Source organism: Nannocystis pusilla, assembly GCF_026626665.1.
In the GTDB taxonomy this organism is placed as follows: domain Bacteria; phylum Myxococcota_A; class Polyangia; order Nannocystales; family Nannocystaceae; genus Nannocystis; species Nannocystis pusilla.
This window is the reverse complement of sequence record NZ_JAPNKE010000002.1, coordinates 680,109-699,445: the sequence shown is the minus strand read 5'-3', so window position 1 is coordinate 699,445 and position 19,337 is coordinate 680,109. Positions and strand designations below refer to the sequence as shown.

The following is a 19,337-nucleotide window of genomic DNA, read 5'->3' as shown; positions in this document are numbered from 1 at the left end:
CCCGAACAGGAGAACCATCGGCGTGCCGAGCTTCACCAAGAACACCCCGGGGCCGCTCAAGCAGTCGATCAAGACGCCGAACGAGCCGCCGAACGGCGCGCCGCCCGAGCCGCCCAACGGATCGCCGCACGAACAGCCGAACCTCGCGCCGGCAGGTGCCGCGTCGGCGCAGCAGGGCTCGCCGCCGAACCCGGCGACGCAGCCCGGCGAAGCCGCCGCGCCGGCCAATTCACCCGCAGGAAAGGGCAGCGGCCTCGGCTTTCTCTCGGGGCTCATCGGGCCGAAGTCGCAGGCGGGTCCGAAGGCCTCGGGCTTCGCGTCGACGGCCCCGGCTGCGAAGCCGGCCGGAGGGACATGGTCGATGGGACAGATGATCTTCTCGCCGAGCTTCCCGCCGACGATCAGCTTCCAGTCGAGCGGCGGGCCGGCGAGCGGGCAGTTCGCAGGGTCGAACTTCGGCGCGAGCAAGAAGCCCGGCCAGCCCGGCAAGACCGACCCGAGCAAGCAGCCGAATGCTCAGCCCGGACAACCCGGCAAGACTGACTCGAACCAACCGCCGACCGGCCAGCCCGCGGGTCAGCCCGACAAGATTGACTCGAACCAGCCGCCGGCCGGTCGTCCCGGTCCACCCGGCAAGACCGACGGGGCGCCCGATTGGTGGGACGAGACGATGCAGCCCCCCGAATCAGCCGGATGCGACGTCCGAGGACATCGCCCACTTCAAGTCGGCCTCGGAGGGGAATGAAGGATTCACCGAGGAAGCCGAGCTCGCCTGGATTTCACACCTCAAGACGTCCTGGCCGAAGGTCTACGGCCACATCCCCGACGCCGAACTGCACGCGGTGCTCCGCTACACCGGGGATGATTTCGACAAGGTCAACACCGCCCTGCGCAACCACGACCCGGATCCCAAGTGGGGCGGCTACGCGCGGACGGTGAACGCGGCGCTGGCCAAGCTCCCGAAGTACAAGAAGACGGTGGTCCGCGGCTGCGACCTCCCGGAGGCCATCGACCAGCAGTGGCAGAAAGGCGCGCACGTCTCCGATCCGGGCTTCACGAGCACGTCGGCGGCGAGCGACACCCCGGTCGCCTTCCGCAAGCAGCACGAGATCTACATCGAGTCGAAGACCGGCGCCTACGTCGAGGATCTATCCTACTACGGCCACCACAAGCTCGATCCAAAGAAAGCGAAATACCCGCCCGACCTCCATTCCGGGCGCGAGTCCGAGGTCCTGTTCCCGTCCAACACCAGGTTCCGCGTCGCCCATCGCGAGAAGATGGAGGTCCACGAGTGGGACAAGTCGAAGACCTGGGATGAAGACCCACCCAAGCTCGTGAAGGTCGTCCGGGACGTGATCTATCTGGTGGAGGAGTGATCGTCATGACCGACGGCACCGACGATTCCGCAGACGTCGTGGCGCGGCTCCAGGCCGCTGCCAGGGCGCGTCACGAGAAGATCCGCGCTGCCCTCGCCGCGGGTGAGCCCGTCCCGCTCGCCCGCAGCCGCTTCCGCGACGACACCGGGCTCCGGATCGTCCGCGACTCCGGCCCGCGCAACGAGCCGCCGCTGCTGCCCGGCGCACACGACAAGGGCTGACGTCGGAGCCGCACGCGATGAAGCTTCACAACGCCACTCCTTACCCTGCGCACTTGTTCCGCGGCTGCATCGACGAGGAGCGGGTCCTCGCCGGCCTCATCGTCCGCGTCACCCACGACATCGTCGACGGCCGCCTGCGCCCCGCCGACGCGCAGCCGTGGCCGGTCTCCGCCGGCCCGTATCAGGGCCCGCTCGGGCCCATGCCGAGCGACCAGCGGTTCGTCCGCGACGGCGTCGACGTCCTGATCTTCGGCGCCGCTCGCAGCGACCGCGGGCGCCCCGTCCCGCGCATCGACGTCTCGGTCCAGATCGGTCGCACCTGGCGCGCCGACCTCGTCGCGTGGGGCGAGCGCGTGTGGCGGAGCGGCGTCGCCGGCCTCGTGCCCTCCGCGCCCGAGCCCGTCGCTTCGGTCCCGTTGACCCTCGCGCACGCCTACGGCGGCGCCGACGAGTGGGACGGCCTCGAGGTGGCCTACCCCGACAACCCCGGCGGTCGCGGCTTCTACCTCGAGCGGTCGCGCGCGCGGCGGCCTGCTGCCCAACCTCGAAGATCCCGCCGCCCCGATCCGCGCCTGGGACGACCGCCCCGAGCCGGTCGGCACCGGCACCTGCCCGCAACACTTCGGCCCGCGGGTGCGCCGCGGCCTCGAGCTCGACGAGGCCACCGGCGCGGTCCGCCAGATCCGCCCCGGCTTCTTCAACGACGCCTTTCCGAACATGATCGCCCCGCGCGCCCGCCCCGGCGATTCGGTGGTCGTCCATGGCGTCCGCGAGGACGGCCCGCTCGTCTTCACCTTGCCGCGCATCGACCTCCGCGTGGGCGTGCAGATCGGCGACGACGGCGGCGAGCGCACCCCGGTGCTCGACCAGATCGGCGTCGACGCCGACGCCCGCCGCGTCTTCCTCACCTACCGCTATCCGTTCCGCTACGTGGTCACGCCGCACCAGCGGCGCAGCTGCACCCTTCGGCTCGTCGAGCCCGACTGAGAGGCCTCGCAGTGTTCGCAGTGATGAAGAACTGGGACCTGATGATCGGCATCGATCATCACATCTGCTGGCCGCCGGGCGCCCCGCTCCCGCTGCCCAAACCAGTCCCTTATGTCACGGTCATGGTCCTCAACGGCCTCCAGCCGCTGACGCCGATGCTCGCGCCGACCAGCCAGACCTTCCACGGCCTGACGGTCCAGCGCGGCAGCGACATCGGCCCCGGCATCCCGCACATCGGCGCGCCGAGCCTCCTCACCCCGCTCGACGTCCTGTTCAGCTCCTCCGTCTCCTACTTCGGCGCCAGCGCCTACACCCACGAGGGTCAGCCGTGCGCCGCCGCGTTGCTGGTCGCGGTCGGCCTCAACGCCAACTGTCAGGAGCCGGTGTCGCTGCCGACCGGCCTCGTCCTCTGCATCACCACCCACTTCACCTGGATGTCGCCGTTCGACATCCTGTTCGGCGCCGCCTGCATGATCTTCGACGCCGCCCTCGAGTTCGCCGGGCAGAACGCCGCCAACTGGGCCAGCGGCTTCGTCACCCGGCGGGTGATGAACCCGATCGGCGCCAAAATCTCCGCCAAGATGGCCTCCAGGACAGCCGCCAAGAACGCCGCCAAGACCTCCGCCTCATCCACGACGTCCGCCGCCGCCAAGAACGCGCCCCCGCGCTGGCAATCCGCGCGGCCCTCGGGCCAGCCCGGCAAGACCGTCCCGACCGCAAGCGGTCACCGACCCCAGAACGCGCCCCCTCGCTGGCAATCCGCGCGGCCCTCGGGCCAGCCCGGCAAGACCGCCCCGACTGCGGGAGGGCATCGACCCCAGACCGCGGGGACGCCGACGAAGCAGAGCTCCTCCTCGACATGGCGCTGGACATGTTCTTCGAACTCGGCATGGAGGTGCCGCTGTCCTTCGTCCGCATGCTCGGCATGGACCTCCTGAGCCTCAGCGGTATCGAGGAGTTCGGCGCCCCGCGCGAGCAGCCGCAGGCAGGATCATGACGCGAGTCCAGACCGCCCCCTCCGACACCGGCACCCAGCTGTCCGTCCGTCTGCCCGACGGTCGCTGGGCGCTCGAGATCCTCGCCAAGCGCACCTACGAGTTCGACGACGCCGGCCGCCTCGGCCCTGCCGACGAGCAGCCCGGCTTCGTCCTCGCGCCCGAGTGGGACCCCGCCTTCCCCGAGCTGCTGGTCGCCGACATCGACACGTACATGTACAAGCTGCGCACCGACGTCGTCGTCCAGGGCCACGTCTACGGCGACGGCACGGCCGCGCGGGTCGACGCCGAGGTCGCGGTCGCCGGTCGCACCACTCGCCTGCGCGTCGTCGGCGAGCGTCGCTGCGCCCTCGCGCCGACCGGCGAGCTCCGCTTCTCCGCCGCGACCGCGATCGAGCGCGTGCCGCTGCGCTACACCCACGCCTACGGCGGCCGCGACCGCGTCTACGAGGCGCACCAGGGCAACCCCGCGCGCGAGGACCCGCGCTTCCACGGCATGACCGACGCGCAGCTCGACGCCGCCTCGCCCTATCTCTACCCGCGCAACCCCCACGGCCGCGGCTACCTGATCGAACCCACGCGCGCGGCCGTCGAGGCGCTCGAGCTGCCGCAGATCGAGGACCCCGACGACCCCGTCCGCACCGATCGCCTGGCCGTCGGCGACTTCATGCACTGGCACCGCATGCCCCTGCCGCGCGGGACCGACTGGATCGACTACGGCTGGTACCCGCGGGTCGCCATGCTCGGCGTCGTGCCCGTCGCCGGCGACTTCGATCGCCCGCCCGCCGAGGTCGCGCGCGGCCTCGTGCCGCCCGCCCTCGCCGCCGGCGACGGCAAAAGCCGCCGCACCACGCCCTCGAGGTCAGCAACGGCGCCTCTCTCACCCTGCAGCTGCCCTACTTGCGCGGCGGCGAGGCGATCGTCCTCCAGCACATCCACCCGCGTCGCCCTCGCCTCGAGCTGCGCGTCCCCACCGCGCCCGAGCGGCGATCGACGCCCGCAAGGGCGGCGCGGTGCAAGCCGTCGAACCGGTCCTCCACACCCTCCTGCTCGCGCCCGATCGCCGGCGCCTGACAGTCGTGTGGCGCGGCTGCGGCCCGACGCGACGGCGTCACGCCCCACAAGATTCTTGAAGATGCCGATGCGCGTGGCCTGGCGCGATTGAGCGGACCGCCGGCGCGCTGTCTTTCGGACATGTCCCGAAGGTCATTCACCGAAAAGCCGCCGCGATCGGCGTGGCCCGACGTCCTTCGGACCCGTCATGCCGACCCCGACGAGCGTCGCACTTGCGGCGTGCGACGATGAAGCGAGCCCCCTACTTGAGCTTGCAGATCGACCTGACCTTCTCGGGCTTCGCCATCTGCTTGCACCTGGCCATCGCCTCGTCGCGGCCCTTCTCGTCGCCGTCCGAGGCGCGCAGGCGGGCGAGGGCGGCGTAGGCGTAGGGGGTCGCCACGACATCGCGCTTGGCGAGGTCCTCGAGGATCTTCCTGGCCTTGCCAGGGTTGGTCTTGGCGAGCGCCTCGGCGAGGTCGGCCTTCTTTGCAGCGTCGCCCGGGCTGTCATCGGCGAGCCGCGAGAGCACCCAGACGGCGTTGTCGAGGAAGACCTTGCGGTGTTCGCTCCGGAGGTCGTCGAGCCGGACGTTCGCCAGCGCGATGATGCGTTGGGCACGCTTGGTGAGGCCCTTGGCGCTCGGCGTCCGCTCGTCGAACTCATCCGCGCCGCCGAGGATCTCCTGGATCCTGCGGCGCGCCTTCAGCGGGTCGCCGCCGTCGAGGCTCACCTCGGCCTCCTTCACGGAGGCGACGCTCTTGTCCGTCGCGAGCACGGCGTTTTCGCAAGCATCGCCGCGTGCCGGGGCGAGCGCCCAGAGGGCGGCGACGGCGGCGACGATCATCCCGGATCTCTGGCGTGCCATGCGGTCACGTGTATCACGCTGAGCAACGCCTCCCAAATGGAGGGCGATTCAGCGTGCATGCCACCGAGAGGGGCAGCCTGCGGACTCGCGGCAGGACAAGTCTCGCCGGGATGATGGCGGGTCCGGTGTGGGCGAGCAAGTTCTCGGCGTCGACGGCGGAGCGCTCGGGCAGCATCGAGTTTGCGGTCGCGCCCGGCGAAGACGACGGCCTCGCGGCCTGCGAGCTCGGCGCTGGGCGCGATGTAGCCGAGGGCGCTGTGGCGGACGTCGTAGTGCTCGACGAGGTCGGCGGTGACGCAGCGCGCCGCTTCGATCGTTGTCGGCGCTGCGAGCCGCAGCGCGGTGGACTGGAAGGTCTCGGGCCCGTCTCACGCGCTCGTATCGGCGGCTCAGCGCGCTCGCGCCGCGGCGGTCCCGGCGCGGCCCGCGGCAGCAGCGGAGGCCGCCGCCGATCGGCCTGGATCAGGATGGGCCTGCGGCTCTGCCTCCTGCCGCTCGCAGCGCCGCGTCTGCGATGCCGCGGGCGCCGTGCGTCCCGGGCCGTTCGGGAGCCGCGCCGCTCCGCTGCCTTGTCGACGCGCCGCTTCTGCTAGGATGGTTGGCTCCGAGAGTCGTGGCGGCTGTTCCAGAGCCTGCCCGCTCCGCCACCCCGGACGGGGTGCCTGCTCGACGGCAGGCACGCGGAGGACAGACCCATGACACATCTTTCGACGGAGCAAAGGACGGTTCGGGTCAAAGGGTATCACGTCACCGCGAAGATTGACGAGACCGCGGGCTCCGCCACGTATCTGGCCCGCCGCGACGCCGACGGGGCCCGCGTGGCGATGAAGGTGCTGCACACCGAATATACAAGGATGGCCGACATCGCGCGCTTCAAGCACGCCTACGGCCTCATCAAGCGCATCGACTCGGAGCGGGTCGTCAAGGTGCTCGAGGTCGAGGAGCACGGCGACGGGCTGGTCCTCATCACCGAATATTTCTCGGGCGACGCCCTGTGCGTGACGCCCCGCGGCGAGCTCGATGTCCGCGCATTCCTGGACGCCGCCATCGCGATGGCCGAGGCCCTGGCCGACATCCACCGGCGCGGCCTCATCCACGGCGACGTGAGGCCTCCCAACATCCGGCTCGGCGAGGGCGGTCAGGTGAAGCTTACGGGGTTCGGCGTCGATTGCGACGTGACGCGGGAGAAAGAGGAGATCTACAGCCCGCGCGTCCTCTCGGAGGTGCTCCCCTACACGTCGCCCGAGCAGACCGGCCGCATGAATCGCAGCGTGGACTACCGCACCGACATGTACTCGCTCGGGATCGTATTCTACGAGCTGCTGGCAGGGCGACGGCCGTTCGAGGCCACGGACCCGCTCGAGCTGATGCACGCGCACATGGCCGTGAGGCCGGTCCCGCCGGCGGAGCTCGACCCGCACATCCCGCAGGCGCTCTGTGCCATCACGACGAAGCTCCTCAGCAAGAACGCCGAGGACCGTTATCACAGCGCCAGGGGCCTTGTCGCCGATCTGGAGGAGTGCCGGAGGCAATGGGACGGCAGCGGCGCGATCGAGTCGTTCAACCCCGGCCAGTACGACAGGAGAGACCTCTTCGAGATCCGCCAAAAGCTCTACGGGCGCGAAGAGGACATCCGACGGCTCATCGAGGCGTTCGACGACGTGCTCCAGGGGAAGCGCGCGATCGTCCTCGTCTCCGGCTATTCGGGCATCGGCAAGTCGTCCCTCGTCCAGGAGATCCTGAAGCCGCTGGCCCGCGAGAAGGGCTACTACATCAGCGGGAAATACGACCAGCACGACCGCGACACGCCCTACAGCGCCATCGTCCAGGCGTTCGACTCGCTCGTCCGGCAGCTCCTCCGAGAGCGAGGAGAGGATCACGAGGTGGCGGGCCGCCATCCTCGAGGCCCTCGGGAGCAACGCGCAGGTCATCTGCGACGTCCTCCCGTGCCTGAAGCACATGCTCGGCGAGCAGCCGCCGGTCCCCACGCTCGGCCCGGTCGAGGCCCAGAACCGCTTCAACCTGTACTTTCGAATCCGTGGCGGTCTTCGCCAGGCACGCCCATCCGCTCGCGGTGTTCATCGACGACCTGCAATGGGTGGACTCGGCCAGCCTCGCCCTCATCACGACCCTCCTGGCGAGCGACGCCATGGAGTCGCTGTTCTTTTGCGGCGCCTATCGGGACAACGAAGTGACCCCGACGCATCCGTTCACCGTCGCGCTGGAGGCGCTGCAAAAGACCGGCCTCGAGGTGGTGCACATCGTCCTCGGGCCCCTCCGGCGGGCCCACCTGCTCGAGCTCGTCCACGACAGCCTGCAGATCGCCGACGGCGACACGCTCGCCGACGCGGTCCTGAAGAAGACCGGAGGCAACCCGTTCTTCGTGAAGCAATTCATGAGGCACCTCCACGAGACGAAGCTGCTCGTCTTCGATCCGGCGGCGGGCTGGCGATGGGACCTGCCGCAGATCGCGCGGCTGGAGTACACCGACAATGTCCTCAGCCTGATGGCGGAGACCCTTCGTCGGCTGCCCCAGGCGACGCAGGAGGTGCTGCGGCTGGCCTCGACGATCGGCAACACGTTCGACCTGGACGTCCTGAACACCGTCAGCGAGCGCCCTCCCGAGGAGACGTACGGGAGCCTCGACAGGGCGCTCGCCGAAGGTTTGATCGTGCGCGCCGACGGCCGGTACCGCTTCGCCCACGACAAGGTCCAGGAGGCCGCGTACTCGCTGATCCCGCCCGGAGACCGGCCGGCGTTTCACTACCGGATCGCGAGGCTCCTGCTCGGCAAGCTGGATCTCGGCGCCGGACGCAACCTGTTCGACGTCGTCAATCACTTGAACAGCGCGGGCGACCTGCTGCAAGCCGCGCAGGAGCGCATGCAATCCGCCAGGCTGAACCTCCAGGCGGCCCGGCGAGCCGAGGAGTCGGCGGCCTTCACCGCGGCCTTGAAGTACCTCGAGCACGGCATGACCATGCTGCCCGCGGACGCGTGGTCCTCCGACTACGAGCTGGCATTCGTGTATCACACCGAGAAGGGAGTGATGGAGTCGCTGTGCGGGCGGCACGACGACGCGCTCGCGACCCTCGCGGGCTGCTTCGATCACGCGATGGGGCGCCTCCACAAGACGGAGGTGCGGCGCCTGAAGATGAACGTCGAGATCCTCAAGAACGACCTGCCCGCGGCCCTGGAGGAGGGGCTCGCGGCGCTGCGGGCGTTCGACATCCATCTGCCGCCCTACCCCGACGACGACATGCTCGCCGCCGAGTTCGAGCGGACGATCGCCGTCATCGGCGACCGCCCCGTGGCGTCCCTCGTCGACCTGCCCGCCCTGAACGACCCCGAGATCGCCGTCCTGCAGGATCTCCTGCAGGAGATGTTCTCGCCCACCTATCAGCTCGGCACCAACAATTTCGGGATCACCGTGATGCGGATCCTGCAAAACTCGATCGAGCACGGCATATCGAGGAACTCGATCTACGCGTTCGTGAACTTCGGGACGCTCCTGTGCGCCAGGCTCGACATCGAGAAGGGCCACGAGTTCGGGCGGGCGGCGGTCCGCCTCGACGAGCTCCATCCCGACAAGAAGTCCGAGTCCATGCTGTGCAACATGTGGGGGGCGTGGGTCCAGCACTGGAAGGACACCTACGAGCACTCGAAGGCGTCGCTGCGCAAGGGCATCCACGCGGGCATCGAGACCGGGCAATACATCTGGGCCTTCTACAACACCTGCAACGCGTGCATGAACAGCCTGCTCCGCGGGGCGCACCTGCGCGACGTCCTCGAGGAGGCGAGGCTGTATTTACCGCTGTGCAAGCTCGACAAGTTCAACGCGATCACGTGGATGGTCGGGGCCGTCGCGCGCTGCGCCGAGGCGTTCGGCGCCGCGGTCGACGGCGAGCCGACGTCCGCGGCGTGGGCGGACCTCGACGCCGTCACCGAGGAGGCCCGCAGGATCGACAACCGGGCGTCCCTCTACTTCTTGAACATCTTCGCCGTCCTCGCCGGCGTGTTCCAGGGCGCGTACGCCGAGGTGGCGGAGATCTGGGGCTCGACCGACCCGGGGCGCCTGGGCATGCTCGCGGCCTGGCACGCCAGCCCCTGCTATTATTATTACGGCGGGCTGGCCTTCGCGCGGGCCGCAGGGCCGGCCGATCCGGCGCGCAGAGCGGTGTACCTGGCGCGGCTCGGCGAATGCGCGCACAAGGTGGAGCTGTGGGCCCAATGCGGCCCGGCGAGCTTCCGCCACCGCAGCCTGATCCTGCAGGCAGAGCTGGCCCGGGTCCAGGGGCGCGAGGACGCGGGCGCCCTTTACGACCTCGGGATCGCCGCCGCGCGGAGGGGCGGTTCCTGCACGACGCGGCGCTGGCCAGCGAGCTCTGTGCCCGCCATTACCTCGACCTCGACAGGGAGTTCCTGGCGGGCGCGTACATGACCGAGGCGCACCGCCTGTACGCTCGCTGGGGCGCCGTTCGCATCACCGAGCGGCTGGAGCGGGACTTCCCGCGCCTCCTCCCGCGCGAGGCGACGCGCCGGCGGGCGGCCGGGCCGGTCGAGCTGGACTTCGCCGCCGCGCTCAAGGCCTCGCAGGCGGTCTCGGGCGAGCTCGTCCTCGACCGGCTCATCGAGACGCTGCTGACGATCGCGGTCGAGAACGCGGGCGCGGAGCGAGGCCTCTTGATCCGCCCGCGTGGCGCCGAATGCGACCTCGAGGCCGAGGTCGTCACCGTGCGCGACCGGGTCGAGGTCACCCTGCGCCAGGCTCCCATCACCCCGAACGATCTACCGCTCGCCATCCTGCATTATGTGATGCGCACGCGGGAGACCGTGATCCTCGACGACGCCGCCGCGCCCAATCTGTTCTCGGACGACCCCTACGTGCGCGAGCGCCACCCCCGCTCGGTGCTCTGCCTCGCTCTGGTGAAACAGGGCACGCTGGTGGGAGTCCTTTATCTCGAGAACAACCTGACCCCGCGCGTCTTCACCGCCGACCGGATCGCCATGCTGGAGCTCCTGGCGTCCCAGTCGGCCATCTCGCTGGAGAACGCCCGCCTCTACACCGAGCTACAGCGAGAGAACAGCGAGCGCCGGCGGGCCGAGCTGGCGCTGCGGGAGCGGGAGGCGCGGATCCGGTGCCTGGTGGACTCCAACATCATCGGCATCGGATTCTGGGATCTGGACGGCAGGATCACCTACGCGAACGACGCATTCTTGCGCTTCGTCGGCTATAGCCGGGAGGACGTGATCGCCGGCGAGTTCTACTGGGCGAAATGCACGCCCCCGGAGTTTCACGAGGCCGACGAGCGGGCGCTGGAAGAGCTGCGTCTGACGGGCGAGTTCAGGCCCTTCGAGAAAGAGTATGTCCGGAAGGACGGCAGTCGGATCCCGGTGCTCCTCGGCGGCGCCCGATTCGCCGGGTCGGAGCGCGAGGGGGTGGCGTTCTGCCTCGACTTGACCGAGCGCAAGCAGGCGGAGGAGCGCCAGAAGCTGCTGCTGAACGAGCTGAACCATCGGGTGAAGAACACTCTGGTGATCGTGCAGGCGATCGCCGCGCAGACGCTGCGCACGACGGACTCGCCCAGGGCCTTCGCGGAGGCCTTCGGGGCCCGCCTCCTGGCCCTCTCCCAGACGCACAACCTCTTGAACGAGACCTCCTGGCAGAGCGCCAGCCTCCACGACATCGTGGGCGCCGAGCTGTCGCTGTATGCCGAGGGTGACGCCCGCCGCTTCAGCCTGGCCGGCCGGGACGTGCCCCTCCGCCCGGAGGCCGCCGTGACGCTCGGCATGGTCTTCCACGAGCTGTCGACCAATGCGGCCAAGTACGGGGCGCTGTCCGTGCCGTCCGGCCAGGTCGAGGTCGCGTGGGACGTGAAGACCTGCGCGGCCGGGCGGCGGATCCACCTGGAATGGCGCGAGACGAACGGGCCGCCGGTGCAGGCGCCGCACCGCAAGGGGTTCGGTTCGCGCCTGATCGAGCGCGACCTCGAGCGACAGTTCGCCGGCGACGTGCGCCTCGAGTTCCTGCCCGAGGGAGTGCATTGCGTGATCGACCTGCCCCTGGACCGCGTAGCCGTATGACGAACCAGGACCCCCTGAACGCGGACGTGCTGAAGGGGTTGCGGGTCCTCATCGTCGAGGATGAACCGATGATCGCGTCGTTCCTCGAAGACGCCCTGACCGACCTCGGCTGCGAGGTGATCGGCCCGGCCTTGAACATGAAGGACGCGCTGCGGTTGGCCCGCGAGGCGCGGATCGACGGGGCCGGCCTGGACATCAACGTCGCCGGCGAGAAGGTCTATCCCGTGGCCGACGTCCTGGCCGAGCGGGGGCTCCCGTTCGTCTTCATGACCGGGTACGGAAGAGCCGGGCTGCGCGAGTCCGATCTCGACCGGCCCGTGCTGCAGAAGCCGTTCAGCTTCGAGCGTCTGGTGGAGATCATGACCCAGTGGCGCTCGTCCCGGAGCGGGACGCCTCAAGCCTGACCGTCAGAACCGCACGCGCGCCGAGTTCGAGCGGCATCCCGGCCGTCGCCGGCGTCACGAGTCCGCGAATACGGCCACCTGCCGCTGGCCTGCGCGACGCTCCCGTCCGGCCCGCGGCCCGCGCGGCCTTCACTGGGGGTGCAAGCGTTTCGAATGACTTGCGTACATTTCAGCGATCCATTCGAGGTGCCAATCGATAGACTTCTTCAGGCTCTCGAGACTACCCAGCGCCTGGGCATCGGCACTCGTCATGGCGTCTCTGTTCAGGACGCTCTCGACGAACTCCTGCGGAGACATCACCTTCTCCTCGACCTCCATCCGGCCATTCTTGACCACCCTCGAAGTGGTGCCGATGGTCTTGTTCTCGCTGGCCCACACCTCGGCCTTCGCCCGCAGCGCCGTCGGGTAGTCATGCGCCGGGCACACGATCCCCATCCATGGATCGACGATGATCGAGTCTTTGGGCCATTCCGAGAAGTCCTTGGGGACGCCCCCCTGATTTGCTCGTGGCGGATCGATCACGACGAACTCGTGGTCACCCCGCACGATCGTGTCGACGCGCCGGTCGGTCATGCCGTGCTTCAGCAGGTAATCGACGAGCTCGCGCAGGACGGCCGTCGACATCTCGCCGCAGTTGCCGAGACCTTGCCGTTCACGGATCTGCGATTGGGCGACATGGCGCCCCACGGTGGACCTGGCCCGTTTGCCGTAAAATTCGTCATAGACGGCCTTGTGAACCCCTTCTAGCTTCGGCCACCGGTCGAACTCGCCGTCGACCAGGATGTTGTCCGGCCTCAGGCGTTGCCGGACAGCTTGACTCATCTTCGCGGCATCGTCCATCAGCCTCCGCAAGGGGTCGCTGCTGGCGGCGTCATTGTTGTTACTGTTGTTATTGTCGTCGGCGTTGCCTCCCTCCTGCGGCTTCGGTTCGGGTTGAATTGACCCTGTCTCCGCGGTGGGAGCGACGCCGCCGGTCGAACCGCCGCGGTAATTGAGCCGCGGCGTGGTACCGACACCCGAAGTGATCGGCTGTCCCATCGACCATGGCCCGCCGGCCGAAGAGGGTCTCCCCGGCGCGAGGAGCGACGGCGAGACGACTGGCTCCGGTGGGCCGATGAGGGACACCGGCAGGCTCGATCCCGTGGTTTCACTCCCTGCGAGGGTGAGAGGCGATGGACTGGCCTCCGTGGATCCGGGGAGCACGTGCGACCCGGCGGACGCCGTATGCTGCGACGACGACGAAGGCTGCTGCGACGTATGCTGCGACGGCGGCGGCGTCGGCGTCGTTTGAGAAGACGAAGATTGTTTCGACGGTTTTGCGAGATCTGGACTCGACCCGCTCCGAAAGTGTTTCATGATGGTTCCCTCGGATCTGGCCCGCCGTCCGTCGAGGGTCGATCTCGCGTCGGGCCTCGTCGACGCTACAGGATCGCGGTGCCCCGCTCAATGAGCGGACTGGCGCATGTGTCCCGCCATCTGCGGCGGCGTCGCGGAGCGGCTCGTATCGACGGCCCGGCGGCCGCAGGCCAAGGATCTCGTATCGGCGGGCGGTCCGGGCTGGCGCGCAGGCCCGAGCGCATGGCAAATCATCGATCGACTTCATGCGCGAAACGGATGCGCGCTGGCCTCGCCCGCCGCCGCATCGTCCGCCGCCACGGTGGCTCGCCTCGAAACCCCTCAGAACCGCACGCGCCCCGCGACCGCCGGCGTCGCCGTCGACGGCTCGGCGCGCGCGAACCCGAGGCCGAGCTGTCCCGACTCGTTGGCGCCCCAGCAGCGCAGCGACCCGTCGGTGAGGCGCGCGCACGTCGTCGCCGCCGCTGGCCGCCAGAAGATCGGCCTCGCCGCCGAGGTCGACCGGCGCCGGCGGGAACGTCAGCGGGTCGACCCCGACGTCCGCGGTCTTGCCGTCGCCGAGCTGCCCCGCCGCGCCCGCGCCCCAGCAGCGCACCGCGCCGTCCTCGTGACGCGTGCACGTGTGATTCGCCCCCGCGACCACCTGGACGACCCCGTCCACCGCGATCGGCGGCGGCGGCATCTCGCCGGGTTCGTCGCCGACGTCCCCCGTGCGCGCCTGACCGAGCTGGCCCGCGTCGTTGGCTCCCCAGCAGCGCAGCGACGCGTCCGCCAGCAGCGCGCACGTGTGGTGGCCGCCAGCCGCCAGTTGGACCGCCGCGCCGCCGAGCGCGACCGCCGGGGTCGGCAAGTCGCCGGGCGCGTCGCCGCGGCGGAGCGCATCGCCGTAGCCGAGCTCTCCGCGCGAGCTGCTGCCCCAGCAGTGGACCGTGCCGGCCTCCACGCGGGCGCACGTGTGGCTGACCCCGGCGACGACCTCGACCACGCCCGCGAGCGCGACTGTCGGCGGCGGCAATTCGTCCGCCTCGTCGCCGAGCGCCTCGGTGCTGCCGTTCCCGAGCTGGCCGAGCAAGTTCCAGCCCCAGCAGCGCAGCTGCCCGCCGCCGAGGATTGCACACACATGCCCGTGCCCCGCCCCGATCTGCTCCGCCGGTCCAGCGAGCGCGAGCGAGGCGACCGGCAGCGCCCCGGGCTCGTCGCCGACGTCGCGAGTATCGCCTCGCCCGAGCTGCCCCCACGCGTTACCGCCCCAGCAGCGCACGTCGCCGTCGACCAGCCGCGCACACGTGAAATCATCGCTGCACACCACCTGCGCCGCCGCCCCGCCGACCGCCACGTCGGCCGCCGGCAGCTCCGTCGCCGCGTCCCCGATCGTCGCCGTGTCGCCGCTGCCGAGCCGCCCCGCCGCGCCCGAGCCCCAGCAGCGCACCGCCCCCTCCTCGAACACCACGCAGGTGTGCGAGCGGGCCGCGCACATGTCCGCGACGATCGTCTCGCGCGAGCAGTCCGCCGCGCACGCGTCGTGGTCGAGCGCGTCGCCGTCGTCGCACACCTCGCCCTCCCCGACCTCGCCGTCGCCGCAGCCCGACGGACCGGCCCCGGGGACCGCCTCCCACCATACGGGGCATGCCGCGCCCGCGGTCACGACGACCGCGAGCGCGACCCCGGTGCCCCACAGTCTCGCCATTACCCCTCGAGACATTCGAGCGCGGTCTTGCCGACGCACGGACCGGCGTCGGCGTCGAGGCACAGGCCGAGATTCTGCACCGCCGGATCCGGCGCCTCGCCCTGGCCGTAGTACGCGACGCAGGTGTTGCCGAATTGCACACAGTCTCGCCGACGGTGCACCACTCGGCGATGCAGCGGAACTCGTCGCACCGGCACCCGTCATGGTAGCATTCGGGGTCGGAGCGGATCGCGCCCGCCTTCATGCACACGAGGTCCTCGCAGTAGCACTGCTCGTAGGGCCCGCAACCGCCGAGCGCCTCCTTGCACGCGAACGAGGCGCCCTTGGGCAGGCAACCCATCTCCGGCGCCCCGTTGTCCTCGATACAGCCGCCGACCCGCGGGTCGCAACATACGTCGTCGGGGTCGGCGCCGCGGTCCTTCGAGTTGGGGCAGAAGTCGCATGCGTTGCCGAGGCCGTCCTCGTCGATGTCGCTGAGCGGATCGAACTGCGATGGCGCCTGCGGCGGGTCCGGGTTGGCGACCGCGGGGCAGTTGTCGCAGCCGTCGTCGTAGCCGTCGCCGTCCATGTCGACCCCGCTGTCCGGGCACGCGTCGCACGCGTCACCGCGCTCGTCGCCGTCGGCGTCGACCTGATCGAGGTTGGCCACGAGCGGGCAGTTGTCCTCGCTGTTGGCCAGCCCGTCGTGGTCCTGGTCGAGGATCCGCGCGTAGTCCGGCGGCGCCCCCGGCAGGCCCAGGCCCGCCATGTAGTCCGCCAGGGCCGCTCGCACCGGCTCCGCCTGCAGGGCAGTCTCGGCCGCCTCGAGTCGGCCTCGCAGCGCGGCGTCGTCGAGCGTGCCGTCGCCCGCGAGGTCCTCCGCCAGCTGGTTGAGCAGCGTCTGCACCGCCGCGTCGGCCGCTGCCGGATCTGCCAAATACGCCGCCTGCATGACGACCGCGCTGACCGCGAACAAGTACGCGTTGTCGTCGGTGTCCGGCCCGAGCACGCTCGCCTCCGCGGCCGCCCCGGCGAGCGCGAACCCGGGCTTGCCGATCCCCAGCGCCGCCACGACCTCCGCGTCGGCCAGCGCCAGCGCGTCCTCGACGGTCACTTGCTCGGCGATCAACATCCGCGCCCGCTGCTCGCTCAGGTGGCTCAGCACATGAATGTTGACGGTCGTCGCGTCGCCGCTGACCCGGTGGAGCGCGCGCAGGGTCAGCGGCGCCATCGACGGCCCGCCGCGGATCTCGTCGTAGTGATACCCGTTGGCCAGCAGCGCCACCGGGCCCAGCGGCACGCCGTCGACCGAGATCGCCGCCGTCGCTGTGCGTCGGCACCTCGAATTGCTGGCCCGTCGGCTGCCCGGTGTTCGTCAGCGGCGACACCGAGATCGAGGCCCCGAGCACGAACGGCCCCTTCTGCGCCACGCCGTGCAGCGTCAGCGGCCCGCCCCCCTCGGTCGGCTCCGGCTCGGACGTGCTCGTCGTGTCGGACGCGCTCGTCGTCTTCGTCGCCGTCTCGTCGCCGAGCCCCGCGCTCGTCGAACACGCGGCCATCATCAAGATCACGCTCCACAATCCAGGTCGCATGCGATCGACGATAGCAGCCGGCCGCCGGGCGTCACTTTCACGCGCTTTCAGGCCCGGAGGGCCGTGAAGACAGCTCAGGCCCGGAGGGCCGTGAAGACAGGTCAGGCCCGGAGGGCCGTGAAGACAGCTCAGGCCCGCAGGGCCGTGAGGACAGGTCACGCGCGGTCCCATCGTCGACGCGCTCAGAAATGGACCGCGACGCCCGCACGCGGGCCGCTCCACGAAGCAGAGACGCGTGCGCGGCGGGCATGGCGGACGCGCAGCCCGGCGAGCACCGCCGTTGCCGCCAGCGCGACGCCCAGGGTGACCCCGCTCGCGACGAACAGCCGTCGCGCCGACCGCAAGTCGTCGCATCCGACCGCCGACGGCGTCGCCTCGCAGAAATCCACACCGGCCGGGGCATCGGCCGCCCCGGCCCGGACAGCGCCGCCGCGTGGGCCTTGCGCCCGAGCCCGTCGCCGACCACCAGCCCGGCGATCGCCAGCCCGGCGACCGCGGCCGACACCCCGAGCCCCGCGTCGAGCCCGGTCGGTCGTCGCAGCGGCAGCATCGGCTTCGGCGGCGCCGGTATCGATTCGCCGCGCGGCTCGGTCGGCCTCGCAAGCGGCGGCTCCTCCGGCTGCGGCGGCGCGGGCAGCCCCGCGAGCAGCGGCTCCAGCTCCGCGCGTCGCTGCCGCGCGGCCGCGGCCGATCGCGACGTCCCGGCGTTCACCGCCTCGAGGTCCGCGAGGAACTCGTCGAGCAATTCGGCGCACGCGGTCAGCATCGCCCGCTGCGCCTCGTCGGGCAGGTTCGACGCGAGCGCGCAGCCCTCCGTCCCGTAGTGCACGATCTGCTCGCCCGCTGCCACGTACCAGTCCGCCGCGGCCTCCTGCTTGCCGGCCGCGTAGGCCTCGCGCGCGAACATCAGCGCCCGGGCGTAGGCCGCCGCCGCCAGCCGCGGCTCGTTGGCCCGCCTCGCCTCGCGCGCGTCGCCGAGGCAGTTGCCGAGGTTCGCGTCGGCGCCCGCGTCGGCGCGCTCGTTCGGACACGTCGAGTCCGCCCGCGTCGGGGTCACCGGCGAGGCCGCGATCGCCGCGGCGAGGACCAGACGTGGGCACGCCAGCACCGGCGTATCGTACCATGCGGCGTGGTCGAGGCAGACTACACGGGCGTCCTCCTCGACGGGCGCTACCGCGTCCAGGCGAGGCTCGGCCAGGGCGGCATGGGGACCGTGTACGTCGCCGAGCACGTCGGCCTCGCCCAGCCGCGGGCGATCAAGTTCCTGCGCGTCGACATCGCCCGCAAGCCCGGCGCAGTCCGGCGGTTCCTGCAGGAGGCTCGCGTCCTCTCGGCGATGCGCCACGACAACCTGGTCGGCGTCATCGACATGGGCGAGCACGACGGCTCCGCCTATTACGTCATGGAGCTGCTCGCGGGCGAGGACCTGCGCCGACGCCTGCGCCGCCTCGGCGGCATGGCCTGGCCGCAGACGCGGGCGATCGCCCTGCAGGTGTGCGCGGCGCTGCGGCTGACCCACGCCCGCGGCGTCGTCCACCGCGACCTCAAGCCCGAGAACTGCTTCTGCGTCGACGCGGAAGGCGGCGCGGTCCACATCAAGCTGCTCGACTTCGGGGTCGCCAAGGTCCCGCGCGAGGCCGGCGGCGCCTCGCAGCTCACCGGCGCCGGCGAGCTGCTCGGCACCATCGGCTACATGGCCCCCGAGCAGCTCGAGGGCCAGGGCGACCGCCGCGCCGACATCTACGCCCTCGGCGCCATGATGTTCGAGATGCTCGCCGGCCGCCCGCTCCACACCGGCAACGCCTACGAGGTCCTCGCCCGCATGCTGCTCGCGCCGGCGCCTGCGCTCGCCAGCGTGTGCGCGGTCGACCCCGCGATCGACCGCTTGCTCGCCACCGCGGTCGCCCGGGACCCCGACGAGCGCTTCGCGTCGATGGACGCGTTCGCCGCGGCGATCGCCGAGATCCCCGTCACCGCCGAACCGCAGACCTTCGCCCGCCCCGCCCCCACGCTGGCACCGCCCGAGGGCGAGACCACCGCCGGCGGCACGCCTGTCCCCGCGGACATGCCGGTCACCGCCGCTCCTGGCCCGGAGGACATGCGAGCCATCACCGCACATGGCCCGGAGGACATATCCCTCACCTCCGGACATGGCCCGGAGGACAGGCTACTGTCGAGTCGGCGCCTCACGGAGCTCGCCCATGGCGCCCATATTCCCGCGGGCGCCGCCTCCGCTGTCGACGACCCTGCCCTCGCGCCCACCCGTGTCCCAGGCTCCCCTGCTCCTGCGAACGACTCCTCTGCGCCACTTGCACCTGTCCCGGCGGACAGTTCGTCCGTCTACCCCGCACCTGTCCCCTCGGACAGCCTCTCCGCCCCGCCCGCACCTGCCCACGCGGACAGCCCCTCGGCTCACCTCGAACCTGCCCCCCGGACAGCCCTCCCGCGAGCTGCGCCGCCCAGACTCCTGTCCCCACCGACAGCTCGGCGACTCCGCCGCGCTCGCGCCTCCCACCCGGACTCGCCCTCGCCCTGCTCGCGGCAGTGATCGCCTGGCAGGTCTGGCCGTTCGAGAACATCGTCCGTCCCGGCCACGTCACCACCAGCCGCAGCCACTGAACCTGCCCTTGCGGCCGGCCCCCGCGCAGGCGCGCCTGTCCCTTCGGCCAGCACCATCGCAAGCGCACCTGCCTCTTCGGCCAGCCGCCACACGGACATATCTGTCCCTTCGGCCATCC

At 70.8% G+C, this 19,337-nt stretch carries 13 protein-coding genes and 2 pseudogenes; 10 read left to right on the top strand and 5 right to left on the bottom strand.

The window, feature by feature from the left end:
* Window positions 1-22: 22 nt before the first annotated feature.
* The 6 genes and pseudogenes from OV079_RS55525 (at window position 23) to OV079_RS03250 (ending at window position 4,744) form a co-directional block, all read left to right on the top strand.
* Window positions 23-745 carry a hypothetical protein gene (locus OV079_RS55525; protein ID WP_267766166.1) on the top strand — a complete coding sequence of 241 codons (723 nt, stop codon included), beginning with the start codon at window positions 23-25 and terminating at the stop codon, window positions 743-745.
* Window positions 654-1,376 carry an ADP-ribosyltransferase gene (locus tag OV079_RS03270; protein WP_267778445.1) on the top strand — a complete coding sequence of 241 codons (723 nt, stop codon included), beginning with the start codon at window positions 654-656 and terminating at the stop codon, window positions 1,374-1,376. Before OV079_RS55525 ends, OV079_RS03270 begins: the two co-directional genes overlap by 92 nt.
* A 5-nt stretch (window positions 1,377-1,381) precedes the next feature.
* Window positions 1,382-1,597: a hypothetical protein gene (locus OV079_RS03265; protein ID WP_267766165.1), complete on the top strand. Its 216-nt coding sequence runs from the start codon at window positions 1,382-1,384 to the stop codon at window positions 1,595-1,597.
* A 17-nt stretch (window positions 1,598-1,614) separates the two neighbouring features.
* Window positions 1,615-2,584: pseudogene (locus tag OV079_RS57170) on the top strand (DUF2169 domain-containing protein).
* Window positions 2,585-2,595: 11 nt separating this feature from the next.
* Window positions 2,596-3,522, top strand: coding sequence for a hypothetical protein (locus OV079_RS03255; RefSeq protein ID WP_267766164.1), 927 nt, complete (start codon window positions 2,596-2,598; stop codon window positions 3,520-3,522).
* Window positions 3,523-3,577: 55 nt separating this feature from the next.
* Entirely contained in the window at window positions 3,578-4,744 is a 1,167-nt protein-coding gene (locus OV079_RS03250; protein WP_267766163.1) for a DUF2169 domain-containing protein, read from the top strand.
* A gap of 150 nt (window positions 4,745-4,894) precedes the next feature.
* On the opposite strand, the gene OV079_RS03245 is transcribed toward OV079_RS03250, so the two are convergent.
* The gene (locus OV079_RS03245; RefSeq protein ID WP_267766162.1) at window positions 4,895-5,479 is read right to left on the bottom strand and encodes a hypothetical protein; all 585 of its coding nucleotides are present in this window, start codon (window positions 5,477-5,479) and stop codon (window positions 4,895-4,897) included.
* A 716-nt stretch (window positions 5,480-6,195) separates the two neighbouring features.
* Here OV079_RS03245 and OV079_RS03240 point away from each other — a divergent pair.
* From OV079_RS03240 to OV079_RS03230, 3 genes are all read left to right on the top strand, one after another.
* Window positions 6,196-7,695: a serine/threonine protein kinase gene (locus tag OV079_RS03240; RefSeq protein ID WP_267766161.1), complete on the top strand. Its 1,500-nt coding sequence runs from the start codon at window positions 6,196-6,198 to the stop codon at window positions 7,693-7,695.
* Window positions 7,696-9,934: 2,239 nt separating this feature from the next.
* Complete coding sequence (locus OV079_RS03235) at window positions 9,935-11,581, top strand: sensor histidine kinase (RefSeq protein WP_267766159.1); 1,647 nt, start codon at window positions 9,935-9,937, stop codon at window positions 11,579-11,581.
* Window positions 11,578-11,985, top strand: coding sequence for a response regulator (locus OV079_RS03230; protein ID WP_267766158.1), 408 nt, complete (start codon window positions 11,578-11,580; stop codon window positions 11,983-11,985). The genes OV079_RS03235 and OV079_RS03230 overlap by 4 nt, the downstream gene beginning before the upstream one ends.
* 129 nt (window positions 11,986-12,114) lie before the next feature.
* On the opposite strand, the gene OV079_RS03225 is transcribed toward OV079_RS03230, so the two are convergent.
* From OV079_RS03225 to OV079_RS03210, 4 genes and pseudogenes are all read right to left on the bottom strand, one after another.
* On the bottom strand, window positions 12,115-13,110 hold the full coding sequence (locus OV079_RS03225; protein WP_267766156.1) for a hypothetical protein: 996 nt from the start codon (window positions 13,108-13,110) through the stop codon (window positions 12,115-12,117).
* Window positions 13,111-13,132: 22 nt separating this feature from the next.
* Entirely contained in the window at window positions 13,133-15,028 is a 1,896-nt protein-coding gene (locus OV079_RS60565) for an RCC1 domain-containing protein (RefSeq protein ID WP_476703780.1), read from the bottom strand.
* A 520-nt stretch (window positions 15,029-15,548) separates the two neighbouring features.
* Window positions 15,549-15,776, bottom strand: a pseudogene (locus OV079_RS57155) (thrombospondin type 3 repeat-containing protein); the annotation flags it as partial.
* Between the two features lie 860 nt (window positions 15,777-16,636).
* Complete coding sequence (locus tag OV079_RS03210; RefSeq protein ID WP_267766154.1) at window positions 16,637-17,707, bottom strand: hypothetical protein; 1,071 nt, start codon at window positions 17,705-17,707, stop codon at window positions 16,637-16,639.
* Window positions 17,708-17,728: 21 nt separating this feature from the next.
* Here OV079_RS03210 and OV079_RS03205 point away from each other — a divergent pair, with 21 nt between their 5' ends.
* Window positions 17,729-19,147, top strand: coding sequence for a serine/threonine-protein kinase (locus OV079_RS03205; protein WP_267766152.1), 1,419 nt, complete (start codon window positions 17,729-17,731; stop codon window positions 19,145-19,147).
* Window positions 19,148-19,337 lie beyond the last annotated feature (190 nt).

Excerpts from the sequence above, each read along its gene's own strand:
- OV079_RS60565 (WP_476703780.1), bottom strand. The coding sequence starts at position 15,028 with ATGGCGAGACTGTGGGGCACCGGGGTCGCGCTCGCGGTCGTCGTGACC.
- OV079_RS03245 (WP_267766162.1), bottom strand. The coding sequence starts at position 5,479 with ATGATCGTCGCCGCCGTCGCCGCCCTCTGGGCGCTCGCCCCGGCACGC.
- OV079_RS03240 (WP_267766161.1), top strand. The coding sequence starts at position 6,196 with ATGACACATCTTTCGACGGAGCAAAGGACGGTTCGGGTCAAAGGGTAT.
- OV079_RS03235 (WP_267766159.1), top strand. The coding sequence starts at position 9,935 with ATGACCGAGGCGCACCGCCTGTACGCTCGCTGGGGCGCCGTTCGCATC.
- OV079_RS03265 (WP_267766165.1), top strand. The coding sequence starts at position 1,382 with ATGACCGACGGCACCGACGATTCCGCAGACGTCGTGGCGCGGCTCCAG.
- OV079_RS03230 (WP_267766158.1), top strand. The coding sequence starts at position 11,578 with ATGACGAACCAGGACCCCCTGAACGCGGACGTGCTGAAGGGGTTGCGG.
- OV079_RS03250 (WP_267766163.1), top strand. The coding sequence starts at position 3,578 with ATGACGCGAGTCCAGACCGCCCCCTCCGACACCGGCACCCAGCTGTCC.